This is a genomic window from Comamonas aquatilis (assembly GCF_965139575.1).
GTDB classification, from domain to species: domain Bacteria; phylum Pseudomonadota; class Gammaproteobacteria; order Burkholderiales; family Burkholderiaceae_C; genus Comamonas; species Comamonas aquatilis.
In genome coordinates this window covers 217,528-241,411 of sequence record NZ_CBCSIW010000004.1, presented here as the reverse complement: position 1 = coordinate 241,411, position 23,884 = coordinate 217,528, and the positions used below count along the sequence as shown (strand labels likewise).

Below are 23,884 nucleotides of genomic sequence, written 5' to 3'. Positions count from 1 at the left end.
GGGCTGAAAAAGATGCCGCGCCGCAGCGCGATAAAGAAAATTGCCCGAGTATCTCGCCCAGGAACAGGGCAGGCAATCAGAAGATGAAGACAGAGGCGCGAATGCTGGCCTCTGAGCAGGTCATTGTGGACCAATTGTCTATGTCAATATGTAAGCTGCGGCAAGCCCGTAAGCGATGGCTTACCCCAAACGCCAGAAATCCCGCCACAGGCAGCAATTGCAAGGGGCGGCGATAATCCTGCCCCTATGTCTCTCCTGCCCCACCAGCTCGAACTCCTGTCCCCGGCCCGCGACGCCGATATCGGCATTGAAGCCATCAACCATGGCGCGGACGCCGTCTATATCGGCGGCCCGGCCTTTGGTGCGCGCGCCACGGCGGGCAACGACATCCGCGATCTGGAGCGGCTGATCAAGCATGCCCATCGCTTTGGCAGCCGCATCTTCATCACGCTCAACACCATCTTGCGCGACGATGAACTCGAAGGCGCGCGCCAGATGGCTTGGCAGATCTACAACGCCGGAGCAGATGCGCTGATCATCCAGGACATGGGTCTGCTGGAGCTGGACCTGCCGCCGATTCAGCTGCATGCTTCCACGCAAACCGACATCCGCACGCCCGAAAAAGCGCGTTTTCTGCAGGATGCAGGTCTGTCGCAAATCGTGGTGGCCCGCGAGCTGGATCTGCAGCAGATTGCCGCCGTACGTGCCGCCACCGACCCGGCCCGCACCACGATTGAATTTTTCGTGCACGGCGCGCTGTGCGTGGCCTACTCGGGCCAGTGCTATATCACCCACGCCCACACCGGCCGCAGCGCCAACCGCGGCGACTGCAACCAGGCCTGCCGCCTGCCTTACGAGGTGACGGATGCCAGCGGCCGCATCATTGCCCATGAAAAGCATGTGCTGTCCATGAAGGACAACAACCAGAGCGACAATCTGCGCGCTCTGATCGATGCCGGCGTGCGCAGCTTCAAGATCGAGGGCCGCTACAAGGACATGGGCTATGTGAAGAACATCACCGCCCATTACCGCAAGCTGCTCGATGAAATCATCGAAGAGCGCGAATTCTCCGAGCAGCCGCTGGCGCGTTCCTCCTCGGGCACCACCAGCTTCAGCTTCGAGCCCGATCCCGACCAGAACTTCAACCGCGAGTTCACCGACTATTTCGTCAACGGCCGCAAAGACGATATCGGCGCCTTCGACACGCCCAAGACCCCCGGTCGCTCCATTGGCTGGGTCACGCAAGTGGGCGACAAATGGTTCGAGATCGAAGCCAGCGACAAGGCCACCGAGCTGCACAACGGCGACGGCCTGTGCTACTACGATCTGCAAAAAGAACTGGTGGGCGTGCACATCAACCGCGTCGAATGCATGCATGCCAAGAAAGGCATCTGGCGCCTGTTCCCCAAGAACGAAATTGCCGAGTTCAAGGACTTGCGCAAAGGCCTGGAAATCAACCGCAACCGCGACATGGACTGGGTGCGCATGCTGGAGAAAAAATCCAGCGAACGCCGCATCGGCCTGTGGGCCGAGTTCAAGGAGGCCGTGAATGGCACGACGCAGGGCTTTGCGCTGACGCTGACCGATGAAGACGGTTTTACCGCCACCGCATCCGTCGAGCACGAGCATCAGAGCGCCACCGACGCCGCCAAGGCCGAAGCCACGCTGCGCGAGCAGCTGGGCCGCTTCGGTGCCAGCATCTTCTCGGTCAACGACATCAGCCTGCAGCTGTCCCAGCCTTGGTTTGTGCCGGCCTCGGCCCTGAACCAGCTACGCCGCGATGCACTGGCCGCGCTGGAAGCCGCCCGCGCCAATGGCTTTATCCGCCTGCCACGCGCCAAGCCTGTGGAGCCGCCTGCACCCTTCCCCGAAGACACGCTGACTTACCTGTCCAATGTCTTCAACCAGAAGGCCCACGACTTCTACGTCAAGCACGGCGTGAAGGTGATCGACGCGGCCTACGAGAGCAAGGAAGAAGAAGGTGAAGTCTCGCTGATGATCACCAAGCACTGCGTGCGCTTTTCCATGAGCCTGTGCCCCAAGCAGGCCAAGGGCGTGATCGGCGTCAAGGGCACGATCAAGGCCGAGCCGCTGCAGCTGATCAACGGCAAGGAAAAGCTCACCCTGCGCTTTGACTGCAAGCCCTGCGAAATGCATGTGGTGGGCAAGATGAAGAAGTCGGTGATGAACCAGCATGCCAAGGAAATGCAGGAGCATCCCCTGCAGTTCTACCGCACGCGACCGGCTCCCCACGCCAAGCCGTAATCCAGGCCAGCCAGTAGAAAAAAAGCCCGCGCATCGAAATCGATGCGCGGGCTTTTTGCTGACAGGGAGAACGGAATTTATCCTGGGGCTAACCCTTGGATTTTGCGTAGCAATGGAATCGATTATTTTTTAAGCATTCCGTGGAAATCACCATCTGGCGCGGGTTCCGAGACTTTCAAGCAAACTTTTCCACAAGAGCGTCCACATGAAGCGGGGATAAGAATTTAGGCCTTCACGCTTTTTACTGTATGAAAAAACAGTTAAAAATTTCCATCTCACGCCGTGCTGGCTGCCTGAGCCGATGACAGGGCAGCGCAGGCTTGCTCCAACAGCTGGGCGATATGCGGCAGCATGGTGCTGAAGTTGGCAAAGCCGTGCAGCATGCCTTGGGCGCGCATCAGCGAAACCGCCACGCCCGCATCCTGCAGACGCCGGGCAAAAGCCTCGCCATCATCGCGCAACACATCCAGCTCCGCCGTCACCATCACCGCCGGCGGCAATCCGCTGAGGTCGGCGTATTGCATCACGGAGGCCAGCGGGTGCATGGGCGTTCGGGGGTGGTAGTGGCGCCACATCATGGCCATGTCATCGCGGCTGAGCATGGGCATCTGGCCGAACTGGGCATAGGACGCGGTTTGCATGCGCGCATCGCAGACCGGATACAGCAGCAGTTGCTGCGCTATGCCGCCCCATTTGTCTTCCTTGGCATGCAAGCAGGTGGCAATGGCCAGATTGCCGCCTGCGCTGTCGCCCGCCACCGTCAGTTGCCCGGCATCGCAACTCAGCTCGGCGGCATGCGCCGCCACCCAGCGCGTGGCGGCATAGGCGTCATCCAGAGCGGCAGGAAACACATGCTCGGGCGCCAGGCGGTAGTCCACCGAAACCACATTCATGCCGGTGATCTGCGCCAGATGGCGGCACAGATTGTCGTGGGTGTCCAGCGTGCCCACACACCAGCCGCCACCATGAAAAAACACCATCACCGGCGCTGCTGCATGGTCGCTGGCGCGGTACAGCCGGGCGGCCATGCTGCGCTGCCCTGCAGCAATCCGCAGCTCGCGCACCTCATGCAAAGGAATATCGGCGGGAGCAAAGCCCATGTGATCCAGCACCTGGCGAATCTCGGTCACCGCCATGGTGGTGAAGTTCAGCGGCGGCGCGTCCTTGAAGGCCTCAAGTGCCGCCGCCAGATCCGGGTGAATTTGCATGATTCGTCCTTGTCCGTTGAAAGTGAAACCGCAGGCCTGCGGCCCGCGGGTCTTGGAAACATTGAAGTTATGCGGCGACGTTTTCCAGCGCATGCACGGTGTAGTCCTGCCATTGCGGCGTCTGCATTTCCTGCCTGAAGCGCGACTGCGACCAGGGCCAGGTATTGGGCACGCCGTTCTTGTCCAGATACCAGCTGTTGCAGCCCGAACCGAAGACCGAGGTTTTGGCGGCCGACAGCCGTTCTGCGTCATAGCGGGCCAGAGCCTGGGCCTTGGCCGAAAGCCCTGCAATGCCCTGCTGCTGCACTCGCTCGATGAGCTGCCAGATATAGCCCCATTGCATCTCCGAGGTATCGATCAGCGAGAAATTGCCCACGGGCGACGTCGGCCCGTTCATGAAATAGAAGTTGGGAAAATCCGGCACCGAAATCGACTTGTATGCTGTGGGCACATCGCTCCAGGCCTGCTCCAGCGTCTTGCCATACAAGCCTGTCACCTGCATGGGGCGCACGTAGCGGTCGGTTTTGAATCCCGTGGCCAGCACGATCACATCCAGCTCGTGCAGCGCTCCATCGCTGGTGCGAATGCCGCTTTTCTCGACCTGGGCAATGCCCTCGCTGATCAGCTGAGCGTCGGGATGCTGAATGGCCCGGTAGTAATCGGGCGAGTAGATGAGGCGTTTGCAGCCCGCGCGGTAATTGGGCTGCAGCTTCTGACGCAGTGCCGGGTCGCTAACGGTGTTGTCCAGATTGGCCTGGCACAGGGTCTGGATTTCCTGAATCTGCTCGGAGTCCGGGTCCAGCACGCCCTCGGTAAAGCGCTCCACATTGGCCAGATAGGTCGGTTCACGCTGCAGATAGACAAGCAAATCACGGTTGCTGCGAAATTCGGCCCGCTGCTCTTCGCTGAACAGCGGATTCTCGACCGGGAAAATCCATTGTGGCGTGCGCTGGAAATGCCGGACCTTGCTGCGCGCGGCCAGGGCCGACACGATTTGCACGCCCGTGGAGCCATTGCCCACAACGGCCACCCGCTTGCCGTCCAGCGGCACGGAGTGATCAAAGCGCGCACTGTGAATGGTCTGCCCTTCAAACTGCTCCAACCCCTTGATCTGGGGGTAATTGGGGTGGTGCAGCACGCCGGTGGCGGCCACCACGCTGACTCCCTCATAGCATTGGCCCTGCTGATCCGTGAGCTGCCAGGCGTCGCCCAGCCATTGGGCGCTGCGGATCTCGCTGTTGAAGCGCACAGATTCGGCCAGGCCGTATTTTTCAAATACCGACTCAAAATACTGCTGAATCTCGGCGCCCGGCGGTAATACCCGCGACCATTCAGGATTAGGCTCAAAGGAATAGGTATAGGCATGCGATGGCACATCGCAAGTCAAACCCGGATACGTGTTATCTCTCCAGGTTCCACCCAGCGTTTCGGCTTTTTCCAGAATAATGAATTTCTTGCCAGCATTTTTCAGATGAATACCGGCCAATATTCCCGACATGCCGCAACCAATAACGATGGCATCGTATTTCATATAAAACCTTTAGGCCATTTCAATAACTTTGGCTGCAGAAAATCCGCCATCCACGGGCAGATTGATACCGGTCACAAAAGAAGACAGATCCGATAGCAAAAAGGCCGCCACATGGGCCACCTCTTGTGCTAGACCCACGCGACCCAGCAAATGCTGTTTGACGAAGGCCCCCAACGCAGGGCTTTGATCCAGCATGGCCGTCATGGGCGTGTGAATCAGACCGGGGCTGATGGCATTGACGCGCACGCCGCTGCGGCTCAGATCCGCTGCCAGGCTGCGCACCATCTGGATCACCGCCCCCTTGGAGGTGCAATAGGCCAGATTGCCGGAATTGCCCAGCATGCCGTTGATGCTGGCAAGCGCCACGATGGAGCCCTGCCTGCGCCGGCGCATATGGGGCGCCACGGCTTTTGCCGAATACATGCTGCCGGTGAGATTGACCTGCAGCACCTGATCCCAGTCCTGCAGCGTCATCTCCTGCACATCGCCCACCCGTGAAACACCGGCCGAGGTGAGCAGACCATCAATCCGGCCATGACGAGCCACCAGATCGTCCACCAGCGCCTCGGTGGCTTTCCAGTCCGTGACATCCAACGCCCTGAACTCGCAGCCCTCGGGCAGCTTCTGCGCTGCTTGCAGGTCGGCGCAAACCACAATGGCACCGTTGGCCGCAGCGACCGCCGCGCTGGCCAATCCGATCCCCGACGTACCGCCAGTGACCAGCACGACCTTGTCTTTCAACCCACCTATCAACTGATTCATTCTCACCTCAACAGATATTCAAATCGCCGCCTATTGACCGGGTGCCCATTCTTCTCAATCTGGCGATTCAAACCACTGTGAATTTTCCTCTTTACAAAACCGCAAGCTGTTTACAGTCTCCGGCATAAACCCTTATAAAAATCGACCTTACTGTGGGCCTACTCAAAATATGTCAATACGGGGTTTGCATTTAATCCATTCAGACACACTGTAAATACCGAATAAAACTGTCAAGCGTATTTTTATGCTTGATATTGCGGGTTCAAGGCGGTTTAAATCACTTCCATGAATCACACAAAGGAAAGCAATATGACAGTGGCAGTCATCACAGGCGCAGCCAGCGGCATAGGCGCAGGTCTGGCCAGGCTGGCAGTGGCCAAAGGCATGAAGGTGGTGCTGGCCGATCGCGACCTCGCCGGTCTTGAACAAGTGGCACAAGCCATCAAGGCCAGCGGTGGAACGGCTTTGGCCGTCCCTACCGACGTGACCGAGCAGGCATCGCTCAACGCCTTGGCCGAGCAGGCCTATACCGCTTTCGGTCAGGTGGATTTGCTGTTCAACAACGCAGGCGTGCTGTCCACCGGCAATTGCTGGGAGATCAGCGAGGCCCAATGGCAGCAGTCCTGGCAGGTCAATGTGAACGGCATCGTCAATGGGCTGCGCGCTTTCGTACCCCGGCTGCTGAAGGCCGATCGCCCCGCGCGCATCATCAACACGGCGTCGGTGGGCGGCTTTATGCCCAGCCCCTATATGGCGCCCTATACGGCCACCAAGTTCGCCGTCGTGGCACTGACCGAAAGCCTGGCCAGCGAACTGGCGGCCGTCAATCCGCAGATCAAGGTGTCCTTGCTGGCGCCCGGCCCGGTCAAGACAGCCATCTTCCGCGAAACACCGACGCAGGCGTCCACACAGTTTCACGGCATGATGACCAGCTTGCTGGAGCAAAACGGACTGAGCAGCGACGAATTCGCCCAGCGCGTGTTTGCCGCCATAGCGCGCGGCGATTACTGGATCGTGCCCCAGCCGGAAATGCTGGACCCGCTGCTGCAGACACGCAGCAAGATGATCGAATCCCGCTCCGACCCCGTGTTTGCCTGGGCGCCCGAAGCTGCGCATTGAGCCCCCGAGCACATGAGGACCTCAAGCTCCTCTGGATTTTCAACTGCCGGCGCTGCCGGCTTTTTGCTGTGTGACCCATGATTGACTCAATTTGAGGCACAGGCCGCAAAGCCAGCGCTGGCGCCGCTTTCCGGACTTACCCCATGACTTGCCCACAGGCCCATCCACATTGCACGGGGATAAGCTCAGTGCTCCAGGGGCCTCTGTAGCGTGTACGCTTGCGCTCTGCATCCATTACGCCTTGCCATGCCCAGACTCCTCGCCCCCAGCAAAGAAGCCAGCGCCCAGCTGCCGCCTTACTCCTCCCTGCCCGATCAGGCCATCTTCACGCCGCAGACGCAGCAGCAGTTCGAGCAGGCGCGCCAAGCCCTGCTGGCAGCCAGCGTGCTGGGTTTTGATACCGAGAGCAAGCCGCTCTTCAGCGTGAATCAAACAGATACCGGCCCGCACCTGGTGCAACTGGCCACGCCTCAGGCGGCCTGGCTTTTACAGCTGGACCATCCGCAGGCTATGGCCTTGGCACGCGAGGTGCTGGCCAGCACGACGATCTGCAAGGTGGGCTTTGGCCTGGATAACGACAAACATACTCTGCCGCGCAAGCTGGGCGTGGAGCTGGCGCATATCGTGGACCTGGATCGCCGCTTCAAGCAACATGGCTATGGTTCCTCGATTGGCGTGCGGGCAGCGGTGGCCCTGGTGCTGGGACAGTATTTTCGCAAGTCCAAGAAAACCACCACCTCCAACTGGGCGGCGCGCGAGCTCAGTGATGCGCAGCGCCGCTATGCCGCCAACGATGCCCATGCGCCGGCCATGCTGTATGCCGCCTTGCCCGCCTGGGAAGCGGCTCAACCCCTACCTGCCCCGCGCAAAAAGCCCAGGCCGCAAGGTGAGAGAACGGCCTTCAGCGGCAGAATTTCCACTTAAACGAGCCCACATCCTTTTATTTACAAACGTCAGAAGCTATATATTTAATAGCATTCATCAGATTCTGATTTCCTCGTCCTGCGACTGCAAACGCATGTCCTGCACATGAATGCAGTCGCGCCCGGCCTGCTTGGCGCCATAAAGCAGGAGATCCGCACGGTGCAGTGCATTCGCCAAATCCGGCAGGTCCAGCACTTCGGTGATACCAAAGCTCACCGTCACCCGCATCCGGGCATCGGGCACGACAATCGGATTGGCGTGCAGATCGGAGCGGATGCGCTGCACGATGGTCTGCGCTTCCTGCAGGTTGACGCAGGCCAGCAGCAAAACGAACTCCTCGCCGCCAAAACGTGCAACCAGATCGCCTTCACGCACCTGCTTGACCAACACATGCGCTATGTTCTGCAAAACCCGATCACCGCAGGCATGGCCCCAGCTGTCATTGACGCGCTTGAAGTGGTCTATGTCGCCCACCACCACCGCCCAGGGCGCAGACAGGCGGTCCGCCATCAGCGTCTGGGCCGATTCCATGAAGGCGCGGCGATTGAGCAGCGCCGTCAGCGAATCCCGGTTGCGCTCCTCGCGCAGCGTGAAAAGCATGTCGCGCACCGAGCAGGCCAGCAGCACCAACGAGAACCACATGCTGAACAGCAACGCGCCAGCCAGCGTGATCAACCAGTAGCCCGAACGCGTCAGTGTCTCTATGTCCTGGTGCGAGGCAATCAGCAGCACCACCAGCGCCCTGAGCAGGGCGTAGACGGCAAAGGCCACATAGGTCCAGCGCAACATGGACTCGAGCCGGTCGCGCGCGGACACGGCGCACAACACGCTGCGTAGCGTCAGCAACTGCATCAAACCCAGGCTGATGCAAAGCAGCTGCACACGCATCCACAGTTGCTCATCGATGCGCGAGTAATAGTAGAGGCTGACCAGACAGAACAGGCCCACCGAGGCTCCTACCCACCAGGGTTGAGGCATTCCCGTGGTGCGCAGCGTCATGCCCTGAGCTATGCCCCAGGCCCCGCCCAGATACAGCACGCCGGTAAGCAAGGCCCACTGGGCCAGTTGCGCATTGTTCATCAGACTCTGCAAGGCCACGGCCATTGCGGGCAGTACATAGCCTGCCGCCATCCACAGCAGATATTGCGCCTTGCCCTGGCGCCGCTGCAGCCACCAGCAAGCGAACAACACCATGCCCAGCAAGAAGACGCAGGCCGGTGCGAGCAACGCAAAATAAGGATCGGCAGGCAGATTCACAAAGGATGAGGTCTGAAGATGGGCCGGTATAGGACAGGGAGCAAGCAGCGGCAAGAGCGTTGCTGAGTGTATCTTTCCAAGAGATGGCAACGAAATGTCAGGACTCCGCCAGGGACGGGCTCCATGGAAGTCACCCTCCATCGGCCCAGCACGCGAGCAAGTTGGGTCTGCGCATAAGCACATAGCCAATACGTGGTTGAGCATTGCAGAACCGCCTTCCATAATGACTGCGGCCTGGGCCTGCCCAGTTCTGTCAGTCATCACAGGAAAGAGCATCTGCATGCGTATCGAGACATTGGCGGTTCACGCCGGCTACTCCCCCGACCCCACCACCAAGGCCGTGGCTGTGCCCATCTACCAGACCGTGGCCTATGCCTTTGACAGCGCCCAGCATGGCGCCGACCTGTTCGATCTGAAGGTGCCCGGCAACATCTACACCCGCATCATGAACCCCACGACCGACGTGCTGGAAAAGCGCGTGGCGGCACTGGAAGGCGGTATCGCCGGGCTGGCCGTGGCCTCGGGCATGGCGGCGATCACAGCGGCCATCCAGACCCTGGCCGAAGCGGGCGACAACATCGTGTCCGCCAGCACGCTCTACGGCGGCACCTACAACCTGTTTGCCCATACCTTTCCGCAGCAAGGCATAGAGGTGCGCTTTGCCGATCCGCGCGATCCGGCCAGCTTTGCCAAGCTCATCGATGCCAAGACCAAGGCCGTGTTCATCGAGTCCATCGGCAACCCGCTGGGCAATGTGACCGATATCCGCGCCCTGGCCGACGTGGCCCATCAGCATGGCGTGCCGCTGATCGTGGACAACACCGTGCCCTCGCCCTATTTGCTGCGCCCCATCGAGCATGGTGCAGATATCGTCGTGCATTCGCTGACCAAATATCTGGGCGGTCACGGCACCAGCGTGGGCGGGGCGATTGTGGACAGCGGCAAGTTCCCGTGGGCCGAGCACAAAGCCCGCTTCAAGCGTCTGAACGAGCCCGATGTCAGCTATCACGGTGTGGTCTACACCGAGGCTCTGGGCCCGGCCGCCTTCATAGGCCGCGCCCGCGTCGTGCCGCTGCGCAATATGGGCGCCGCCATCTCGCCGCAAAACGCGTTCCAGATCCTGCAAGGCATAGAAACTCTGGCCTTGCGCATGGACCGCATCTGCGAGAACACGCAAAAAATTGCCGAAACCCTGCAAAACCATCCCAAGGTTCAATGGGTGCGTTATGCCGGTCTGAAAGACCACCCCGATCACGCCATCGTTCAAAAGCAGTCCGGCGGTCGTGCCTCGGGCATTTTGTCTTTCAGCCTGAAAAATGCGGGCGACGACGACCGCGCCGCCGGCGCGCGCTTCCTGGATGCGCTGCAGCTGTTCACCCGTCTGGTGAATATTGGCGATGCAAAGTCGCTGGCCACCCACCCCGCCTCCACCACCCACCGCCAGCTCGACGCCGCCGAACTGGCCAAGGCCGGCGTGACCGAGGGCATGGTGCGCCTATCGGTAGGTATAGAGCACATCGACGATTTGCTGGCCGATCTGCACCAGGCACTGGAACAGGTCTGAACACGGTCTGCTTCGGGCCATGACGGCTGCGCTGGCGCAAGACGTTCAAGCGTCGCGCGCCAGACGCAGCCCTGTCATCTGCCAGCGGGCAGTTGCCGAAAAGAAGTTGCGGTAGCTCAGACGTGAATGGCCAGACGGCGTCAGGCAAGAGCTGCCGCGCAACACATACTGGTTGACCATGAATTTGCCGTTGTACTCACCTACCGCCCCCTCCGCCACGCGAAAGCCCGGATAGGCGGCATAGGACGATTGCGTCCACTCCCAGACCTGGCCGGTTGCCGGTGCGGCATCGCCGGCCATGGGCTGCGGGTGCATGCAGGCACCGCGATGCGCATCGCTTGCCCCGGCTTGCCAGCCATGCTCGGCATGCACGGCCATGGCCACCTCCCATTCCATCTCGGTGGGCAAACGCGCGCCAGCCCAGCGGGCATAGGCATCGGCCTCGTAGTAGGAAAGATGGCAGACCGGTCGCTGCCCATGCAGCGCAAGCGCACCGTAAAGGCTGAACTCCTGCCAGTCCTCCAGGCGGTTGCGGCCCTGTGGCGCACGCCAGTACCAGGGGTGACTCAACTGCTGGGCTTGGCACCAGTCCCAGCCCTCGGCCAGCCACCACTGGGGCTGGCTATAGCCGCCGTCCAGCACAAAGCGCAAGAACTCGCCATTGCTGACCGGCCGCAAGGCAATCTGCGCTGCATGCACATAAACACCATGGCGGGGGCTTTCATTGTCAAAAGCAAAACCCTTGCCCAAGTGACCAATGCTGTAGAGGCCTTCTGCCACCGTCTGCCAGCCGAGGCCGGAAACACCCGCCGAAGCCAGGTCGGCATTTCGCGTCTCTGCCATATAGGCAGGCCACAAGGGATGGCAGGACAGCAAATGTTTGATATCGGTGAGCAGCAGTTCCTGGTGCTGCTGCTCATGCTGCAAGCCCAAAGTAATCAGTTGCGCCACCGCCTGCTGCAGCGCCACAGGCTTGGCTTCCATGGTGTGGATCAGCGCCAGCATCCGCCCATCCACCTGCGTGCGGTAAGCCATGACCTGCGCCAAAGACGGCCGCGTCAGCAAGCCACGCTGAGCCCTTGGATGGCGCGCCCCCACTTGCTGGTAGTAGGAGTTGAACAGCATGCGAAAACTGGCATCAAAAGGCCGATGATCCGGTTCATGCACCGCCAGCACAAAGGTTTCGAAAAACCAGCTGGTATGCGCCAAATGCCATTTGGCCGGGCTGGCATCGGGCATGGATTGCACGCAGGCATCTTCGGCCGACAAAGGTGCGGCCAGGCTTTGCGTGCCTGCACGTACCGCTGCAAACTGCGCCACCAACTCAGCCCAGTCGATGGGAGCGGCATGCACGGCAACCCCAGAAGGCAGCTCTTGATACACGGCTTCAAGCCTGGGCATGAATGACGGCAAACCACTGCTGCTCATCTGTCCAGGCCTGACAGCGGCCAAAGCCCGCACTGGCCAGCATGGAGAGAAATTCAGGCAAGGGATACTTGTAGCTGTTTTCCGTATGAATGCTCTCGCTTTGCGCAAAACAGCGCAGGCCCTGCGGCCAGCGCACCATGACAGGATGGCGGGCACGCAAATGCATTTCAATGCGGGAATGCTGCACATCGAAGCGCGCCTCATGCGCCCAGTCCGCTGCCCTGAAATCGCTGCCCAGCAAGCTGTTCACATGGCTGAGTACATTGAGATTGAACTCGGCCGTTACGCCCTGCGCATCGTCGTAGGCAGCTATCAAAACAGGGAGTGATTTGGGCAGGTCTATGCCTATCAGCAGTCCGCCATCGCCATTTAAAAGCGCGTGCATGTGCTGCAGCATATGCAGCGCATGCTCTCTATCGAAGTTGCCTATGGATGAGCCGGGATAGAACAGCTCGCGTCGGGCCAACGGCACCTCGGGCGGCAGTTGCCAGTCGGCGGTGAAATCGGCGGCCACGGCGCTTGCCTTCAACAGCGGAAAATCCTGGCCCAGGCGCGCCACCGCCGCCTGCAGAAAATCCCCGGCAATGTCCACACCCACAAACTGCTGCGGCGCCACACTGCGGCACAGACGCCGAACTTTCTCGCAGTTGCCCGCACCCATCTCGATCAGCACCTGACAACCGCCCATGACCTGCGCCATGGCACTCTCATATCGGGCCATGATCGCAGCCTCGGTACGCGTGGGGTAATACTCGGGCAGTTGCGTGATCTGTTCAAACAAGGCGCAGCCACGTGCGTCGTACAGAAATTTGGGCGAGATCTGCGCCTGCTGCTGCATCAGGCCTTGCGCCAGCTCACGGCGCAGCAGGCATGATGCATCGTCCTGATATCCGGCGCCGTTGTCGGCGACAACTGGCGGCGAGGAAGACGCCAGAGGCAGGGGAATACGCCCGGCACGGGAAAAAAACTCTATGGATGTTGCCTGCCTATCCGATACCAAACGTGATGCCAAACGCATGCTTCCCCTCCTGATGAGTTGATCGCACAAGGCCGCTGTCTGCCAAACCAGGGCCATCACTGCCAAGCCATGATTGCGACCCCGGTGCCAAGCCCGAGCCAGCAAAGCACCAGCCTATCGCCGCCAGCGCTGGACAGAAGTAGGACTGAGCCCAGCGATATTTTTCATATCATGAGATATCGAACAATTGAATGAAGCCGGCATTTGCGGCTAGCCATTTCAAGAGCAAAAAAAATCGGCAGCCGCAAAGCGGATACCGATCAAATACATACACCCAAGCCAGAGAAATGGCTGCCGCGCAAACAGCAGCCACCCTCTTTGCACCGCAACCACTTGCGGTGCGTGTTTCAAGGCAGAAAACGCTTCACATCATCTGCCCTGAAAAACACGATTTGCCGCTATCAGAAGCGATAACCCACGCCCACGCCCACCAGCCATGGATCGACCTTGAACTTGCCGATTCCGCCGCTAACCTGGGTGTCGATATACACCTTCTTGACGTCGAAGTTCAGCGACCAGTTCTTGTCCAGAGCATAGTCAAAGCCCAGTTGCAACGCGCCGCCAAAGCTGTTTTTCTTCACGCTCAGGGCACCGTCCAGAATGTCCACATTCGAGAAGCGCGTGTAGTTAATACCGGCGCCGACATAAGGCTTGAAAGCGCCGAAGTTGGTGAAGTGGTATTGGGCCAGCAAAGTGGGCGGCAGATGCTTGAGCGAACCGATCTTGCCGCCGTTGAGGCGCACATCATGCTTTTGCGGATAGGTCAGAACCAGCTCGGCAGCGATATTGGGCGTGAAGAAGTAGGACACATCCAGTTCGGGCATCCACTTGTTGTTGATGCTCACGCCCGCAGCGCCGGCTGCGCCGCCGTTGTCGCTGTCCAGATTCACGGCACGCATGCGCACCATCCAGTGGCTGCTGCCGTCAAAGGATTGGGCAAAAGCAGTACCGGCAGTCAGGGCGCTGGCAGCGGCAGCAATCGCGATCAGAGTCTTTTTCATTGGCTTTTTTCCTTGAAGAAAATCCGGGGAGCGCTGTGCTCCCTCCATGGCATTGATTGAAACAAAGCCCTACACCCTCGGGTTTGTCCCAGGTCAATCCAGCCGGGCTCGCAGCAAAGAAAAAAGCGGGCGTTGCCCTTTGGCTACGCCCGCTTTAGCTGCTGATACAGCGCAAAGCGCTGCCGATACTTCGATGTTAGCGATGCATTGTTAATGCTCGGTCTTGGCCGGGCGCAGCTTGTGCCACAGCTCCACGCACACCACCACGGCCGCGCCTATGACGGCACCCACCAGCACATGTACCAGCACCGCGCCCAGTGCGGCGGCAATTCCGCCCACGGGAGCGATCACGGCCTGCACCCATTGCTCTATCGGTGCCATGCCATGCACCAGCAAGCTGCCGCCCACCATGAACATGGCCGCCGTGCCCACAATGGACAGCCCGCGCATCAACCAGGGAGTGAACGCAATCGTGCCGCGGCCAATCGCTTGCAGGGCCGCACTTTTCTTGGCCATAAGCCAGCCGCCCACATCGTCCATGCGCACAATGCCGGCCACCAGGCCATAGACAAACACGGTGATGGCCAGCGCCACGGCCACCAGCACGGTGAACTGCTCCCACAGCGGCTTGCTGGCCACCGTGCCCAGGGCGATGGCCATGATTTCGGCCGACAAAATGAAGTCGGTGCGCACCGCGCCCGCAATTTTTTCCTTTTCATACTGCGCCGGGTCCAGCTGCTTTTCATGCGCAGCCCGCACCGAAGACGGTGCCACGCCGATCTGCGCTGCCTCGACAGATTCAGCCACCACCTGCTTGGCACCATGCTGTTGCCGTTTGCGGAACAGCTCCAGAATTTTTTCCACGCCTTCAAAGCACAGAAAAGCACCGCCGACCATCAGCAGCGGAATGATCAACCAGGGCGCAAAAGCGCTGATCAGCATGGCGGCCGGCACCAGATAGGCTTTGTTCTTGAGCGAGCCCTTGGCCACCGCCCAGACCACGGGCAACTCCCGATTGGCGCTCACGCCCGTGACCTTCTCGGCGTTGAGCGCCAGATCGTCGCCCAGCACGCCGGCGGTTTTTTGCATGGCAACCTTAGTCTGGGCCGCCACATCATCCAGGATGGCCGTGCTCTTGCCAGCGGCCGTCTTGGTCATCAAGGCCACATCGTCAAGCAAGGCTGCAATGTCGTCGAGCAACATTAAAAGGCCAGCAACTGCCATGCACATATCTCCGAAGTTGAATCAGCCGCCATCATGAAGCCAAGCCCGGCGCGCAGCTGTTGGATTTTGGGGAAGGCCTTGCACGGGCCACGCGCTTTGGGCCCGGAGCGACCTCGACTGCGACTTGGACGGCGACTACTTGCTGGTCTTGAAGCCCTGGGTTGCCGCCCAGGCCGCCACATCGTCGCGGCGAATGGCGGCCGCCATCAGCTGGGGAAAAGCATCTGGCGTGCAGGCAAACGAAGGCACGCCCAGGGCGGCCAGCTTGGCGGCCAGTTCGGCGTCATAGGCCGGAGCACCCTCGTCGCTCAGCGCCAGCAAGGTGATGAACTGCACGCCGGACTCGACCAGCTCGTTGGCACGGCGCAGCAGGCCGGATTCGACGCCGCCCTCGTACAGGTCCGAGATCAGCACCAGAATGCTGTTGCGCGGCTCGCTGATCAGGCTCTGGCAATAGCCGACGGCGCCGTTGATATCGGTGCCGCCACCCAGCTGCACGCCAAACAGCACATCGACCGGATCGTCGAGCTTGTCGGTCAGATCCACCACCGCAGTGTCGAACACCACCAGCTTGGTAGCCACGGCCGGCAGGCTGGCCATCACCGCGCCGAAGATGCTGGAATACACCACCGAATTGGCCATGGAGCCGCTTTGGTCTATGCACAAAATCACTTCGCGCTGCGGGCGGCGTGCCTTGCGGCCGTAGCCTATCAGCGTCTCGGGAACAATGGTCTGGTAATCGGGCTGCCAGTGGCGCAGATTGGCGCGTATGGTGCGGTTCCAGTCAATCTCGGCATGGCGCGGGCGGCGGTTGCGCTGGCTGCGGTCCAGCGCCCCGGCCACGGCACTGCGCATGGGTTCTTCCAGCTTTTTCATCAGCTCGTCGACCACCTTGCGCACCACCAGACGGGCCGTGGCCTTGGTGTTTTGCGGAATCACCGAGCCCAGCGAGATCAGATCGGCCACCAGATGCACATCGGGCTGCACGTTCTCCAGCATCTCGGGCTGCAGCAGCAGCTCGCGCAAATTCAATCGTTCCATCGCGTCGCGCTGCATGACCTGCACCACCTGGCTGGGAAAGTATTTACGGATATCACCCAACCAGCGCGACACCGAGGGCGAGGAATTGCCACGCCCGCCCTTGCGCGACGAGAGCTTGCTGTCTTCCTCATACAGTGCGGCCAGCGCCTGATCCATTTCCTGCAGGCGGCCGCCAACGCCACCGCAGCTGGCATCGGCCGGGCTGCCCAGCACCATGCGCCAGCGTTGCAAGCGGGTGGTAGGTTCCAGCGATTCCTGCGCCGGCTCTTCGTCTTCTTGCGGCATGGCAGCCAAAGCATTGGTCTTTTGATTCATGGTCAGGCCCTGGCAGCAGAAACATTAAAATCAGGAGCATCTTGCGCAGCATCCACAAGCGCTGGTGGCAGATTCAACCCCAGCAACTGGCCCAACACGGGCAAGGCCAGCAAGGCGCGCTGCTCATCCCAAGGCTGGGGCTCGCCGGCCGCGCCTGCAGGCCGCAGCGTCACCACGGCCGCGCCACCGCCACCCAAGCCACCTACGGGCGTGCGCTTGGCCTTGTCGCCCAGGCTTTGGCGATCGTGCTTGCTGAAGTTGGCAAAGCTGCGGCGCACCAAAGGCAGGATCTGCGCAAACTGCAGCTCGCCCAGATCGCTGAGCCAGGCATCGATAGCACCCCAGATGGCTTCGTCGTGCAGCAGCACCAGGGCTTGCTGATTGAGAAAGCCATCGAGCCAGGCCGCCACATCCATGGGAGCCGCACCCAGCGAAAGATTGCGGTTGAACTGCTGCACCACTTCGGCGCTTTCCAGCAAATGCTCGTCCAGCAGCAAGCGGCAGGCCATGCCGCGCAGCAAGGCGGCGGCCGCATCGCCCATGGCCAGGCTTTTGAGGGCAGCACGCCAGGCCTGGCGCGTCTCGTCGGCATCAGCCCCGCCTTCGCCACCGCGCAGGCGCAGCGCATCGTGGGCGGCAAGCACCTTGGTCTTCATGGCCGCAGCAGCGTCCTCGTCCATGGCCATGCAGGCCACAGGCAGGCCGATGGCCGCGCGCAGCACCAGCGAATCGATTACTGTGGCCAGCAGCGCGGTATCGGTCTGGCGCACGCTGCCGTAGCGGTACACATTGGCCAGCGGCGGCAAGGCCTGCAGCAGCTGGGCCACATCGCCGGTGGTGGCCGCACGCTCGGCCAGGGTGTGAATCAGGGCCTGAACCAGGGCCGGTAAATTGGCCAGCAGCGCATCGTCAATCGCCTGGGCAATTTCGGGCAACGCCGTCTCGGGCGTGAGGCTGGCGCGCAGCTTGGTCGTGGCCGCCTGGGCCACGGTGGCGCCGTGCACGCTGGCTTCGATGATGCGCACCGCCAGCTCGGGCTCCCACTGCAGCTGCCAGCTTTCGCGGAACGTGCCGCGATTGCGCTGTGCATCCTGACTGGGCACGCCCCAGTCAATGCCCAGCAGGCGCAGCCGGTGCAGAAAGTGGCTACGCGCCAGATCGTTATCCTTTCGCAAATCCAGGGCCAGCAATTTGCTGGCCGCCTCGGGCTTCATGCGCAAGGATTTTTGCTGCTGCTCGATATCGCGCTGCAGCGGCACCTGGGGCACATCGGCGGGCACGCTGCCCAGCACGTCGCCCACGATCAGCTCCCGCTCAATCAGTTTGAGCGGCGCGCTCTCGCCCATGCAGATCACGGTGGCAATGGCTTCGTTGAGTTCCACCAGCCCGGGCGTGGGCTGACCACGCAAGGCGGCCAGACCCTCGGCCAGGCGCGTGGCCTCAATGATGTGGGCGCTGGAGCAATCGAGATCCTTGGCGCGCAGCAGATGTGCCACGCGCGTGAGCCAGCCTGCTGTGCGCAGCGTGGCCGCAGGCACTATGGTTTTAGTAGCTTGCTGCGCAATACCATCCTGAGCTGGTGCCTGATTTTTCTCAAAGCACTGCCACAGATGCTCATACCAGCCCGGCGAGGTGACGCCCGCACCATAGCCGCTGCTGCTGGCCAGATTGCGATAAGTCCACGGTGCCCAGGTGGCTTGCACCTTGGCCTTGGGAAAGCCCTTGAGCAGGACCGCATCGGCCTTGGCCGTGACGTTTTTCTGCAGCGCCGGCACATGCCAGGCGCCGCAGACCACGGCAATGCGCTGGTAGCCGGCCTTGAGCGCCTCGCGCATGCACTGGCGCATCCAGGCTTCGCGCAGTGCTTCCCGCCGGGCGTAGTCCTCGCCGCGCCAATGCTGCTCGTCCTTGTCGACTTCTGCGCGCACGGCCGTCATGGCTTCGTTGATGCCTTCGAACAGCGCTTCGCTGTCGCCGCGCTCCTCCACCATGCGGTTCCACCAGGTTTCGCCATCTTCAAAGCCAGCGGCCAGCGCCAGCCAGTCCAGCGGATCGCCGGGCATGGGGTTGACCGGCTCCGCCTCGGCCACCGGTTCAAGCTCAGGCGCATCATCGACCACGGCAAGTGCATTGTCGGCCGCAGCTCCCGTCTCTTCTGCGGCGTCCGGGTCTTCCAAAGCTTCAGCTGCGTCATCCTCCTGCTCTGCCAGGGCCTGCTTCAAAGCCGCGCGCCGCGCCGCCTCCAAGGCCATAGCATGGGTCTGAGGCAGGTCAAAAAATCGCACCGGCACCTGGTTGCGCCCCGCCCACTGCAGCGCCTGCCACTCGGGCGAAAACTCGGCAAACGGATAGAAAGCCGCATGGCTTGGCTCGTCCTGCATATAGACCAGCATAGCCACGGGCGGCCGCAGATCGGGGCTTTGCAGCATGGGCAGCAGGGCTTCACCCTCGGGCGGGCCCTCGACCAGAATGCAGTCGGGCTGCAAAGCGCCCAGCGCCTGCAGCAAGCTGCGCGCGCAGCCCGGCCCGTGGTGGCGTATGCCAAAAAAATGGATGGAATCAGCGGAAGTGGCCATGGACTTGTCTAGCTGCGAAGAGAAAAAACCGGCTTCAAGCGGCTAAGACAGCTCAGCCCATCGAAGATGGGCGTTTGAGACGAGGCGTCGCAAGCGCGGCCGGCGAACCGGAAGACAGTAGCAGCGCTACGGCGAGCTTGCGCAACGAAGTATCAAGAGCTGTATTAGTCGCTCACCTGCCTCATAGTTGCTCGCGGCAGGCGCGGTAGAGATCCTTCCAGTCGCTACGTTCCTTGACCACGGTCTCCAGATACTCCTTCCAGACCACCGTGTCCTGCACCGGGTCCTTGATCACCGCACCCAGCAGGCCCGAGGCCACATCGCCGGCGCGCAGCACGCCGTCGCCAAAGTGGCCGGCCAGCGCCATGCCGCTGTTGATCACCGAAATCGCTTCGGCCGTCGACAAGGTGGAACTGGGCGACTTCACGCGCACCGTCTTGCCGTCTTCGGTCTGGCCGTTGCGCAGCTCGCGGAATATCTGCACCACGCGGCGCACCTCCTGCAGCGCGGGCGGCTCGGCCGGCAGGGCCAGCGCCCGGCCTTGTTCGGCCACGCGCTTGGTGACGATCTGCACCTCTTCTTCCTGCGAGGCGGGCACGGGCAGGATGACGGTGTTGAAGCGGCGCTTCAAGGCACTGGACAACTCGTTGACGCCCTTGTCGCGGTTATTGGCCGTGGCAATCACCGAGAAACCTTGCACGGCCTGGAATTCGCTGGACAGCTCGGGCACGGGCAGCGTTTTTTCAGACAGCACGGTGATCAGTGTGTCCTGCACATCGGCAGGAATACGGGTTAGCTCTTCGATGCGGGCGATCTTGCCCAGCTTCATGGCATGGACCAGAGGGCTGGGAATCAGTGCCTTCTCGGACGGGCCGTGGGCCAGCAGCTGGGCGTAGTTCCAGCCATAGCGCAGCTGTTCTTCGCTGGTACCGGCCGTGCCCTGGATCAGCATGGTCGAGTCGCCGCTCACGGCGGCCGACAAATGCTCGGACACCCAGGATTTGGCCGTGCCCGGCACGCCGTACAGCAGCAAGGCCCGGTCGGTGGCCAGGGTGGAGACGGCAATCTCCATCAAGCGCGGGCTGCCGATGTATTTGGCGCTGACCTCAAAACCGTTGCTGAGCTTACCGCCCATCAGATACTGCAGCACGGCCCAGGGAGAGAGCTTCCAGTTGGGCGGGCGCGGACGATCATCCACTTTCTGCAAGGCATCCAGTTCCTCGGCAAATTGCTGTTCGGCGTGCTGACGTAGTACTTGGCTCATGGTGTGCTTCCGGTTTGAATTCAGAAATAAGGGATCAGCTGCGCAGCTCGGCATGCAAGGCCAGGCGCAGATCGACAATGCGGTTCAGCCGCGCCAGCACCTGCTCGTCATCCCAGGGGCGCAGACGGGCGCGATCGAGCTTGGCTTGCTGCTCTGGCGTCAGGGTGCTGCCGGCTGTATCAATGGCTGCAGCCTCTGGCTCCACGACATCGGTCTTGGAGACCAGCTTGCGCCAAAGCTGGGTCAGCCTTGGTATGACAGCGGCTTCAGAGGCCTGAGCGGCTTCGGATTGCGCCTCTACCGGCGGCTCAGCAGCGGGTTCAGGCAGACGCCACAGGCGCACAAAACGCGGCAACACGACGGCATGCAGTCTGCGGGCGCAAGCCAGCACCGCCTGATCGGCCTGCCAGCTATGCCAGCTGCCCGTGACCTGCTTGCCGCCCAGCGCCTTGTCCAGCTCGTCCATCAAGCGCTCGGACATGGACAGTGAAAACTCGCCCACCTCCGGCATGCCGTTTTCAACGGTGTTGATGCGCTCAACCAGCGTGCCCTTGGCCTGTTGCAGCTGCCGCAGCCAATGCGCCTCGCGCTGCTGCGGGTCAAGCTGATCCAGCAAGGCGGGCAACAAAGACTCGGCTCTGGCATCGCGGTCCATGGTCTGCAACAGATCGATCCAGCGCACATCATGCTGGCTGCGCAAGGCCGCAAGCCAGCCCTGGCGCAGCGCCGTCTTCCAGTCGCTGCGGCGGCTCCATTCCCATAGCTGCTCGGGCGTCATGCCCAGTTGCTGCTGCCAGAAGTCCAGCGGCGCCAGCTCCACCATCTGCTGCAGCCACCAGGCTTTTACACCTTTGATATAGGCCGGCGGCTGCAGCGCAATGCCGTCGCGCTCCCATTCCTTGAGGCCTTCCTCGGGCGGCTCGATCTGCCACTGCCCCTTGGCATCCTGGCTGAGCATGGACTGCAACCAAGCGCTGATGCGCTGGCTGTGTGCGCTTTGCGGCAAGCTGGACAGCAGCCGTGCCGCCGTCTCGCGCACTTCCTTGCTGCGGTCGGCCAGCAGTTTTTCCAGCAGCGGCTCATCCGCCATGGTCAAGCCGGTCTCCAGCGCCTGCACCATGGGCAGACGCTCCTTGGCATTGAGTTCCTTCAAACTGGCTTCCAGCCGCTGGCGTGCCTTGGCCGGATCGCTCTCGCGCTCGGCAGTCAGCAAATCCACACGCTGGTTGATGGAGCCTTCCTGCCAGATCAGCTCCGGATCGGCGGTTTCCTGTACCCCGCTGGCAAAACCCCATTGCGCATTGATGCCGGCCAGCCAGCGGCCGCGCTCACCCAGCACCGGCGTGAGCCACTGGCGCATGTCTATGGATTGGCGGCCCTGCTCCAAAGCGGCCACCAGCAAGCCATGCGGCAAACGCTGGCCAGCCTGATCCAGGGCATGGAACATGGGAGCCAGCAAATCCTGCGGGCCATCGTGAAGCACCTCGCCCATCAACTGTTGCAAGCGTGGACTAGTGGGCGCGGCGCGCGATTCCGCGGGAGCGGCGCTCAGCACGGGCAAGACCGCAGCGGCCCCGGGCACCCAGCCCGCGCGCTCCATGACCGCAGCCACGGCACTGGCGCGCAAGACTTGCTCGGCCGTGGAATTCGCGGGAGCCACCAGGGCCGACTGCAGCAACTGCTGCGAAACAGGTGCCGAGGCATCGACCGCCGAAGTGAAGACCGCCGGTACGGCCAGGCGCTGTGCGCCCACCATGGCCGATTGCTGCAACGCAGCCCAGATTTGTGCATTGCTCATGCGGCCTCTCCCTGGTTTTGCCAGACGCATTGCAGATCGGCCGCGTTCGCGGCAGGGGCCGCTTGCCAGGCACTGAGCAAGCGCCAGCGCCCTTCTTCCCATTCGCCAAAAAACTGCAGCGGCTCACCGCCTGTCAGCGCCAGCAGGCGCCAGGCTTCATCGTCGGCAATCGCCACGGGCACCGGTGCCCAGGCCTGATTTCCCTCTTCTTGCGTGCTGCTCTCGCGCGGCCAGGCCAGCTGCCACTGGCCGTCCACCGGCAGCAAACGTGAGTTGGCGCACCACAGCGGCTGCACTGGCTGCAAAGGATTGGCGGCCACCCGCTGAGCCAGCCGCATCAAAGGCTGGGCCGCCACTGCGGCGCTCAAAGGCAAGCCGTCCTGCTCCACCAAGTCCGCCGCATTGCTGCCGGCCAGCAGCGCACGCTGCGCCGCCTGGCCCGGATAGAAATGCAGGCCGCAGCGGTAGCTGCGCCCGGCCAGCCAGGCCGTCTCGAAGCCGCGCCCGCCTTGCGCATAGTCCAGCACCAGCGCCATGCGACCGGTTTGCAGACCCTGTAGCCACACGCGCCGCTCCATCAGGCGGCCTTCGCGCTCCATCAGGCGCAAGCCCACCACCAGCCATTCATCGGCCACCGCCTGGCCTTGCGCCAGCACCTCGGCCTTGTCCACGGGCCAGCCCAAAGCGGCCATGACATCGGCTTTCACCTCGGCCGTCAGGGATTCGCGGCGCTGCACGGCATCGACCAGCAACTGCCAATGCGCCAGCTGCACCAGCACATCCCTAGGCCAGCCGGGGTGACTGTCCACCAGTTGCCAGGCCTCCTTGATGCGGGCCGACATGGCCGGCACCTGGGCATCCACCATGCGGGCGGCCATATTGCTCCACTGGACCCTGGCTTGAGCGTCGCCTGCCAGATTGGCCAGACCGCTGCTGACCATGTCCTGCATCCACAGCGACAGCTCCTGCATGCCTGCCGCCATCTTGTCCCAGCGCTTGTCTTCCCGCTTGGCCTGCTGCCTAGCCGCGACTTCGGGGTCCGGCGGCGGCGCGGCAGCAATGGCCGCTGCCTTTGCTTCTTTTTTCTCGGCCTTGTCCTGGCGTCCGCCCAGCCAGTTGCTGACCCACTCGGGCTGCGCTGCGCCGCCCTCTGGCACTTGACCGGCAGCACGCAGCAGCATCAGCGCCAGTCCATGCTTGCAGGGAAATTTGCGGCTGGGGCAGGAGCATTTGAAGGCCGGCCCACTCAGATCGACCTGGGTTTGATACGGCTTGCTGCCGCTGCCCTGGCATTCGCCCCAGACCGCGACTTCATCGCTGCCGACGCTAGGCCATTTGCTGATGGATTGCAGCCCCTTGGCTGCCTTGGACGAAGCAGCATCGGGCGACATGGCCAGAACCTCTGCTTCCGTTGCTAATACACGCGACACCCATGCCTCCCGTCCGAAACCGTTGCTGCATTTATTTTGATAGCTGGATGCGCTTATATACCATGGGCTTGAGGCAATTTCCTCTCAAAAATCCATGACTGCGCTTGTGTTTCCAGCTCGCTGGCGAACCCCGCCATGGATGGCCAATGACGGGCTGCT

At 61.8% G+C, this 23,884-nt stretch carries 17 protein-coding genes; 4 read left to right on the top strand and 13 right to left on the bottom strand.

Translation table 11 applies throughout. The features are described 5' to 3' along the window. Positions 1 to 246: 246 nt before the first annotated feature. Positions 247 to 2,265, top strand: coding sequence for a peptidase U32 family protein (locus ACNAZA_RS07965; protein ID WP_415795974.1), 2,019 nt, complete (start codon positions 247 to 249; stop codon positions 2,263 to 2,265). A gap of 275 nt (positions 2,266 to 2,540) precedes the next feature. On the opposite strand, the gene ACNAZA_RS07960 is transcribed toward ACNAZA_RS07965, so the two are convergent. The 3 genes from ACNAZA_RS07960 to ACNAZA_RS07950 all read right to left on the bottom strand — a co-directional run bounded on the left by ACNAZA_RS07960 (position 2,541) and on the right by ACNAZA_RS07950 (position 5,766). Beyond that, entirely contained in the window at positions 2,541 to 3,473 is a 933-nt protein-coding gene (locus ACNAZA_RS07960) for an alpha/beta hydrolase (RefSeq protein ID WP_415795973.1), read from the bottom strand. 67 nt (positions 3,474 to 3,540) lie between these two features. Next, on the bottom strand, positions 3,541 to 5,004 hold the full coding sequence (locus tag ACNAZA_RS07955; protein WP_415795972.1) for a flavin-containing monooxygenase: 1,464 nt from the start codon (positions 5,002 to 5,004) through the stop codon (positions 3,541 to 3,543). A 9-nt stretch (positions 5,005 to 5,013) separates the two neighbouring features. Further along, positions 5,014 to 5,766 (bottom strand): SDR family NAD(P)-dependent oxidoreductase, encoded by a 753-nt coding sequence (locus tag ACNAZA_RS07950; protein ID WP_415795971.1) that lies wholly within the window; start codon positions 5,764 to 5,766, stop codon positions 5,014 to 5,016. Positions 5,767 to 6,075: 309 nt separating this feature from the next. Here ACNAZA_RS07950 and ACNAZA_RS07945 point away from each other — a divergent pair, with 309 nt between their 5' ends. Further along, entirely contained in the window at positions 6,076 to 6,885 is an 810-nt protein-coding gene (locus tag ACNAZA_RS07945) for an SDR family NAD(P)-dependent oxidoreductase (RefSeq protein ID WP_415795970.1), read from the top strand. Positions 6,886 to 7,131: 246 nt separating this feature from the next. Beyond that, positions 7,132 to 7,809, top strand: a complete 678-nt coding sequence (locus ACNAZA_RS07940) for a 3'-5' exonuclease (RefSeq protein ID WP_415795969.1) — start codon at positions 7,132 to 7,134, stop codon at positions 7,807 to 7,809. 57 nt (positions 7,810 to 7,866) lie between these two features. On the opposite strand, the gene ACNAZA_RS07935 is transcribed toward ACNAZA_RS07940, so the two are convergent. Continuing rightward, entirely contained in the window at positions 7,867 to 9,066 is a 1,200-nt protein-coding gene (locus ACNAZA_RS07935) for a GGDEF domain-containing protein (RefSeq protein WP_415795967.1), read from the bottom strand. A 280-nt stretch (positions 9,067 to 9,346) separates the two neighbouring features. Between ACNAZA_RS07935 and ACNAZA_RS07930 the strand changes: the two genes are divergently transcribed. Further along, positions 9,347 to 10,630, top strand: a complete 1,284-nt coding sequence (locus ACNAZA_RS07930) for an O-acetylhomoserine aminocarboxypropyltransferase/cysteine synthase family protein (RefSeq protein WP_415795965.1) — start codon at positions 9,347 to 9,349, stop codon at positions 10,628 to 10,630. 45 nt (positions 10,631 to 10,675) lie between these two features. Here ACNAZA_RS07930 and egtB read toward each other — a convergent pair whose 3' ends face one another. The 9 genes from egtB to ACNAZA_RS07885 form a co-directional block, all read right to left on the bottom strand. Then, positions 10,676 to 12,031 carry an ergothioneine biosynthesis protein EgtB gene (egtB, locus tag ACNAZA_RS07925; protein ID WP_415795963.1) on the bottom strand — a complete coding sequence of 452 codons (1,356 nt, stop codon included), beginning with the start codon at positions 12,029 to 12,031 and terminating at the stop codon, positions 10,676 to 10,678. After that, positions 12,018 to 13,076, bottom strand: a complete 1,059-nt coding sequence (gene egtD, locus ACNAZA_RS07920; protein ID WP_415795961.1) for an L-histidine N(alpha)-methyltransferase — start codon at positions 13,074 to 13,076, stop codon at positions 12,018 to 12,020. Before egtD ends, egtB begins: the two co-directional genes overlap by 14 nt. Before the next feature lie 401 nt (positions 13,077 to 13,477). Beyond that, complete coding sequence (locus ACNAZA_RS07915) at positions 13,478 to 14,077, bottom strand: OmpW/AlkL family protein (RefSeq protein ID WP_415795959.1); 600 nt, start codon at positions 14,075 to 14,077, stop codon at positions 13,478 to 13,480. Positions 14,078 to 14,287: 210 nt separating this feature from the next. Next, positions 14,288 to 15,301 (bottom strand): DUF808 domain-containing protein, encoded by a 1,014-nt coding sequence (locus ACNAZA_RS07910; protein WP_415795958.1) that lies wholly within the window; start codon positions 15,299 to 15,301, stop codon positions 14,288 to 14,290. A 135-nt stretch (positions 15,302 to 15,436) separates the two neighbouring features. Then, positions 15,437 to 16,627, bottom strand: a complete 1,191-nt coding sequence (locus tag ACNAZA_RS07905) for a VWA domain-containing protein (RefSeq protein WP_415796096.1) — start codon at positions 16,625 to 16,627, stop codon at positions 15,437 to 15,439. A gap of 32 nt (positions 16,628 to 16,659) precedes the next feature. After that, entirely contained in the window at positions 16,660 to 19,233 is a 2,574-nt protein-coding gene (locus ACNAZA_RS07900) for a DUF5682 family protein (RefSeq protein ID WP_415795956.1), read from the bottom strand. Positions 19,234 to 19,414: 181 nt separating this feature from the next. Continuing rightward, complete coding sequence (locus tag ACNAZA_RS07895) at positions 19,415 to 20,497, bottom strand: ATP-binding protein (protein WP_415795955.1); 1,083 nt, start codon at positions 20,495 to 20,497, stop codon at positions 19,415 to 19,417. Between the two features lie 34 nt (positions 20,498 to 20,531). Beyond that, positions 20,532 to 22,295: a DUF5691 domain-containing protein gene (locus tag ACNAZA_RS07890; protein WP_415795953.1), complete on the bottom strand. Its 1,764-nt coding sequence runs from the start codon at positions 22,293 to 22,295 to the stop codon at positions 20,532 to 20,534. After that, the gene (locus ACNAZA_RS07885) at positions 22,292 to 23,692 is read right to left on the bottom strand and encodes an SWIM zinc finger family protein (protein WP_462936552.1); all 1,401 of its coding nucleotides are present in this window, start codon (positions 23,690 to 23,692) and stop codon (positions 22,292 to 22,294) included. Before ACNAZA_RS07885 ends, ACNAZA_RS07890 begins: the two co-directional genes overlap by 4 nt. Positions 23,693 to 23,884: the final 192 nt, after the last annotated feature.

Coding starts and splice junctions, on each gene's coding strand:
- ACNAZA_RS07910 (WP_415795958.1), bottom strand. CDS start 15,301: ATGGCAGTTGCTGGCCTTTTAATGTTGCTCGACGACATTGCAGCCTTG.
- ACNAZA_RS07890 (WP_415795953.1), bottom strand. CDS start 22,295: ATGAGCAATGCACAAATCTGGGCTGCGTTGCAGCAATCGGCCATGGTG.
- ACNAZA_RS07955 (WP_415795972.1), bottom strand. CDS start 5,004: ATGAAATACGATGCCATCGTTATTGGTTGCGGCATGTCGGGAATATTG.
- ACNAZA_RS07900 (WP_415795956.1), bottom strand. CDS start 19,233: ATGGCCACTTCCGCTGATTCCATCCATTTTTTTGGCATACGCCACCAC.
- ACNAZA_RS07915 (WP_415795959.1), bottom strand. CDS start 14,077: ATGAAAAAGACTCTGATCGCGATTGCTGCCGCTGCCAGCGCCCTGACT.
- ACNAZA_RS07965 (WP_415795974.1), top strand. CDS start 247: ATGTCTCTCCTGCCCCACCAGCTCGAACTCCTGTCCCCGGCCCGCGAC.
- ACNAZA_RS07960 (WP_415795973.1), bottom strand. CDS start 3,473: ATGCAAATTCACCCGGATCTGGCGGCGGCACTTGAGGCCTTCAAGGAC.
- ACNAZA_RS07905 (WP_415796096.1), bottom strand. CDS start 16,627: ATGCCGCAAGAAGACGAAGAGCCGGCGCAGGAATCGCTGGAACCTACC.
- ACNAZA_RS07930 (WP_415795965.1), top strand. CDS start 9,347: ATGCGTATCGAGACATTGGCGGTTCACGCCGGCTACTCCCCCGACCCC.
- ACNAZA_RS07945 (WP_415795970.1), top strand. CDS start 6,076: ATGACAGTGGCAGTCATCACAGGCGCAGCCAGCGGCATAGGCGCAGGT.
- egtB (WP_415795963.1), bottom strand. CDS start 12,031: ATGCCCAGGCTTGAAGCCGTGTATCAAGAGCTGCCTTCTGGGGTTGCC.
- egtD (WP_415795961.1), bottom strand. CDS start 13,076: ATGCGTTTGGCATCACGTTTGGTATCGGATAGGCAGGCAACATCCATA.
- ACNAZA_RS07950 (WP_415795971.1), bottom strand. CDS start 5,766: ATGAATCAGTTGATAGGTGGGTTGAAAGACAAGGTCGTGCTGGTCACT.
- ACNAZA_RS07940 (WP_415795969.1), top strand. CDS start 7,132: ATGCCCAGACTCCTCGCCCCCAGCAAAGAAGCCAGCGCCCAGCTGCCG.
- ACNAZA_RS07895 (WP_415795955.1), bottom strand. CDS start 20,497: ATGAGCCAAGTACTACGTCAGCACGCCGAACAGCAATTTGCCGAGGAA.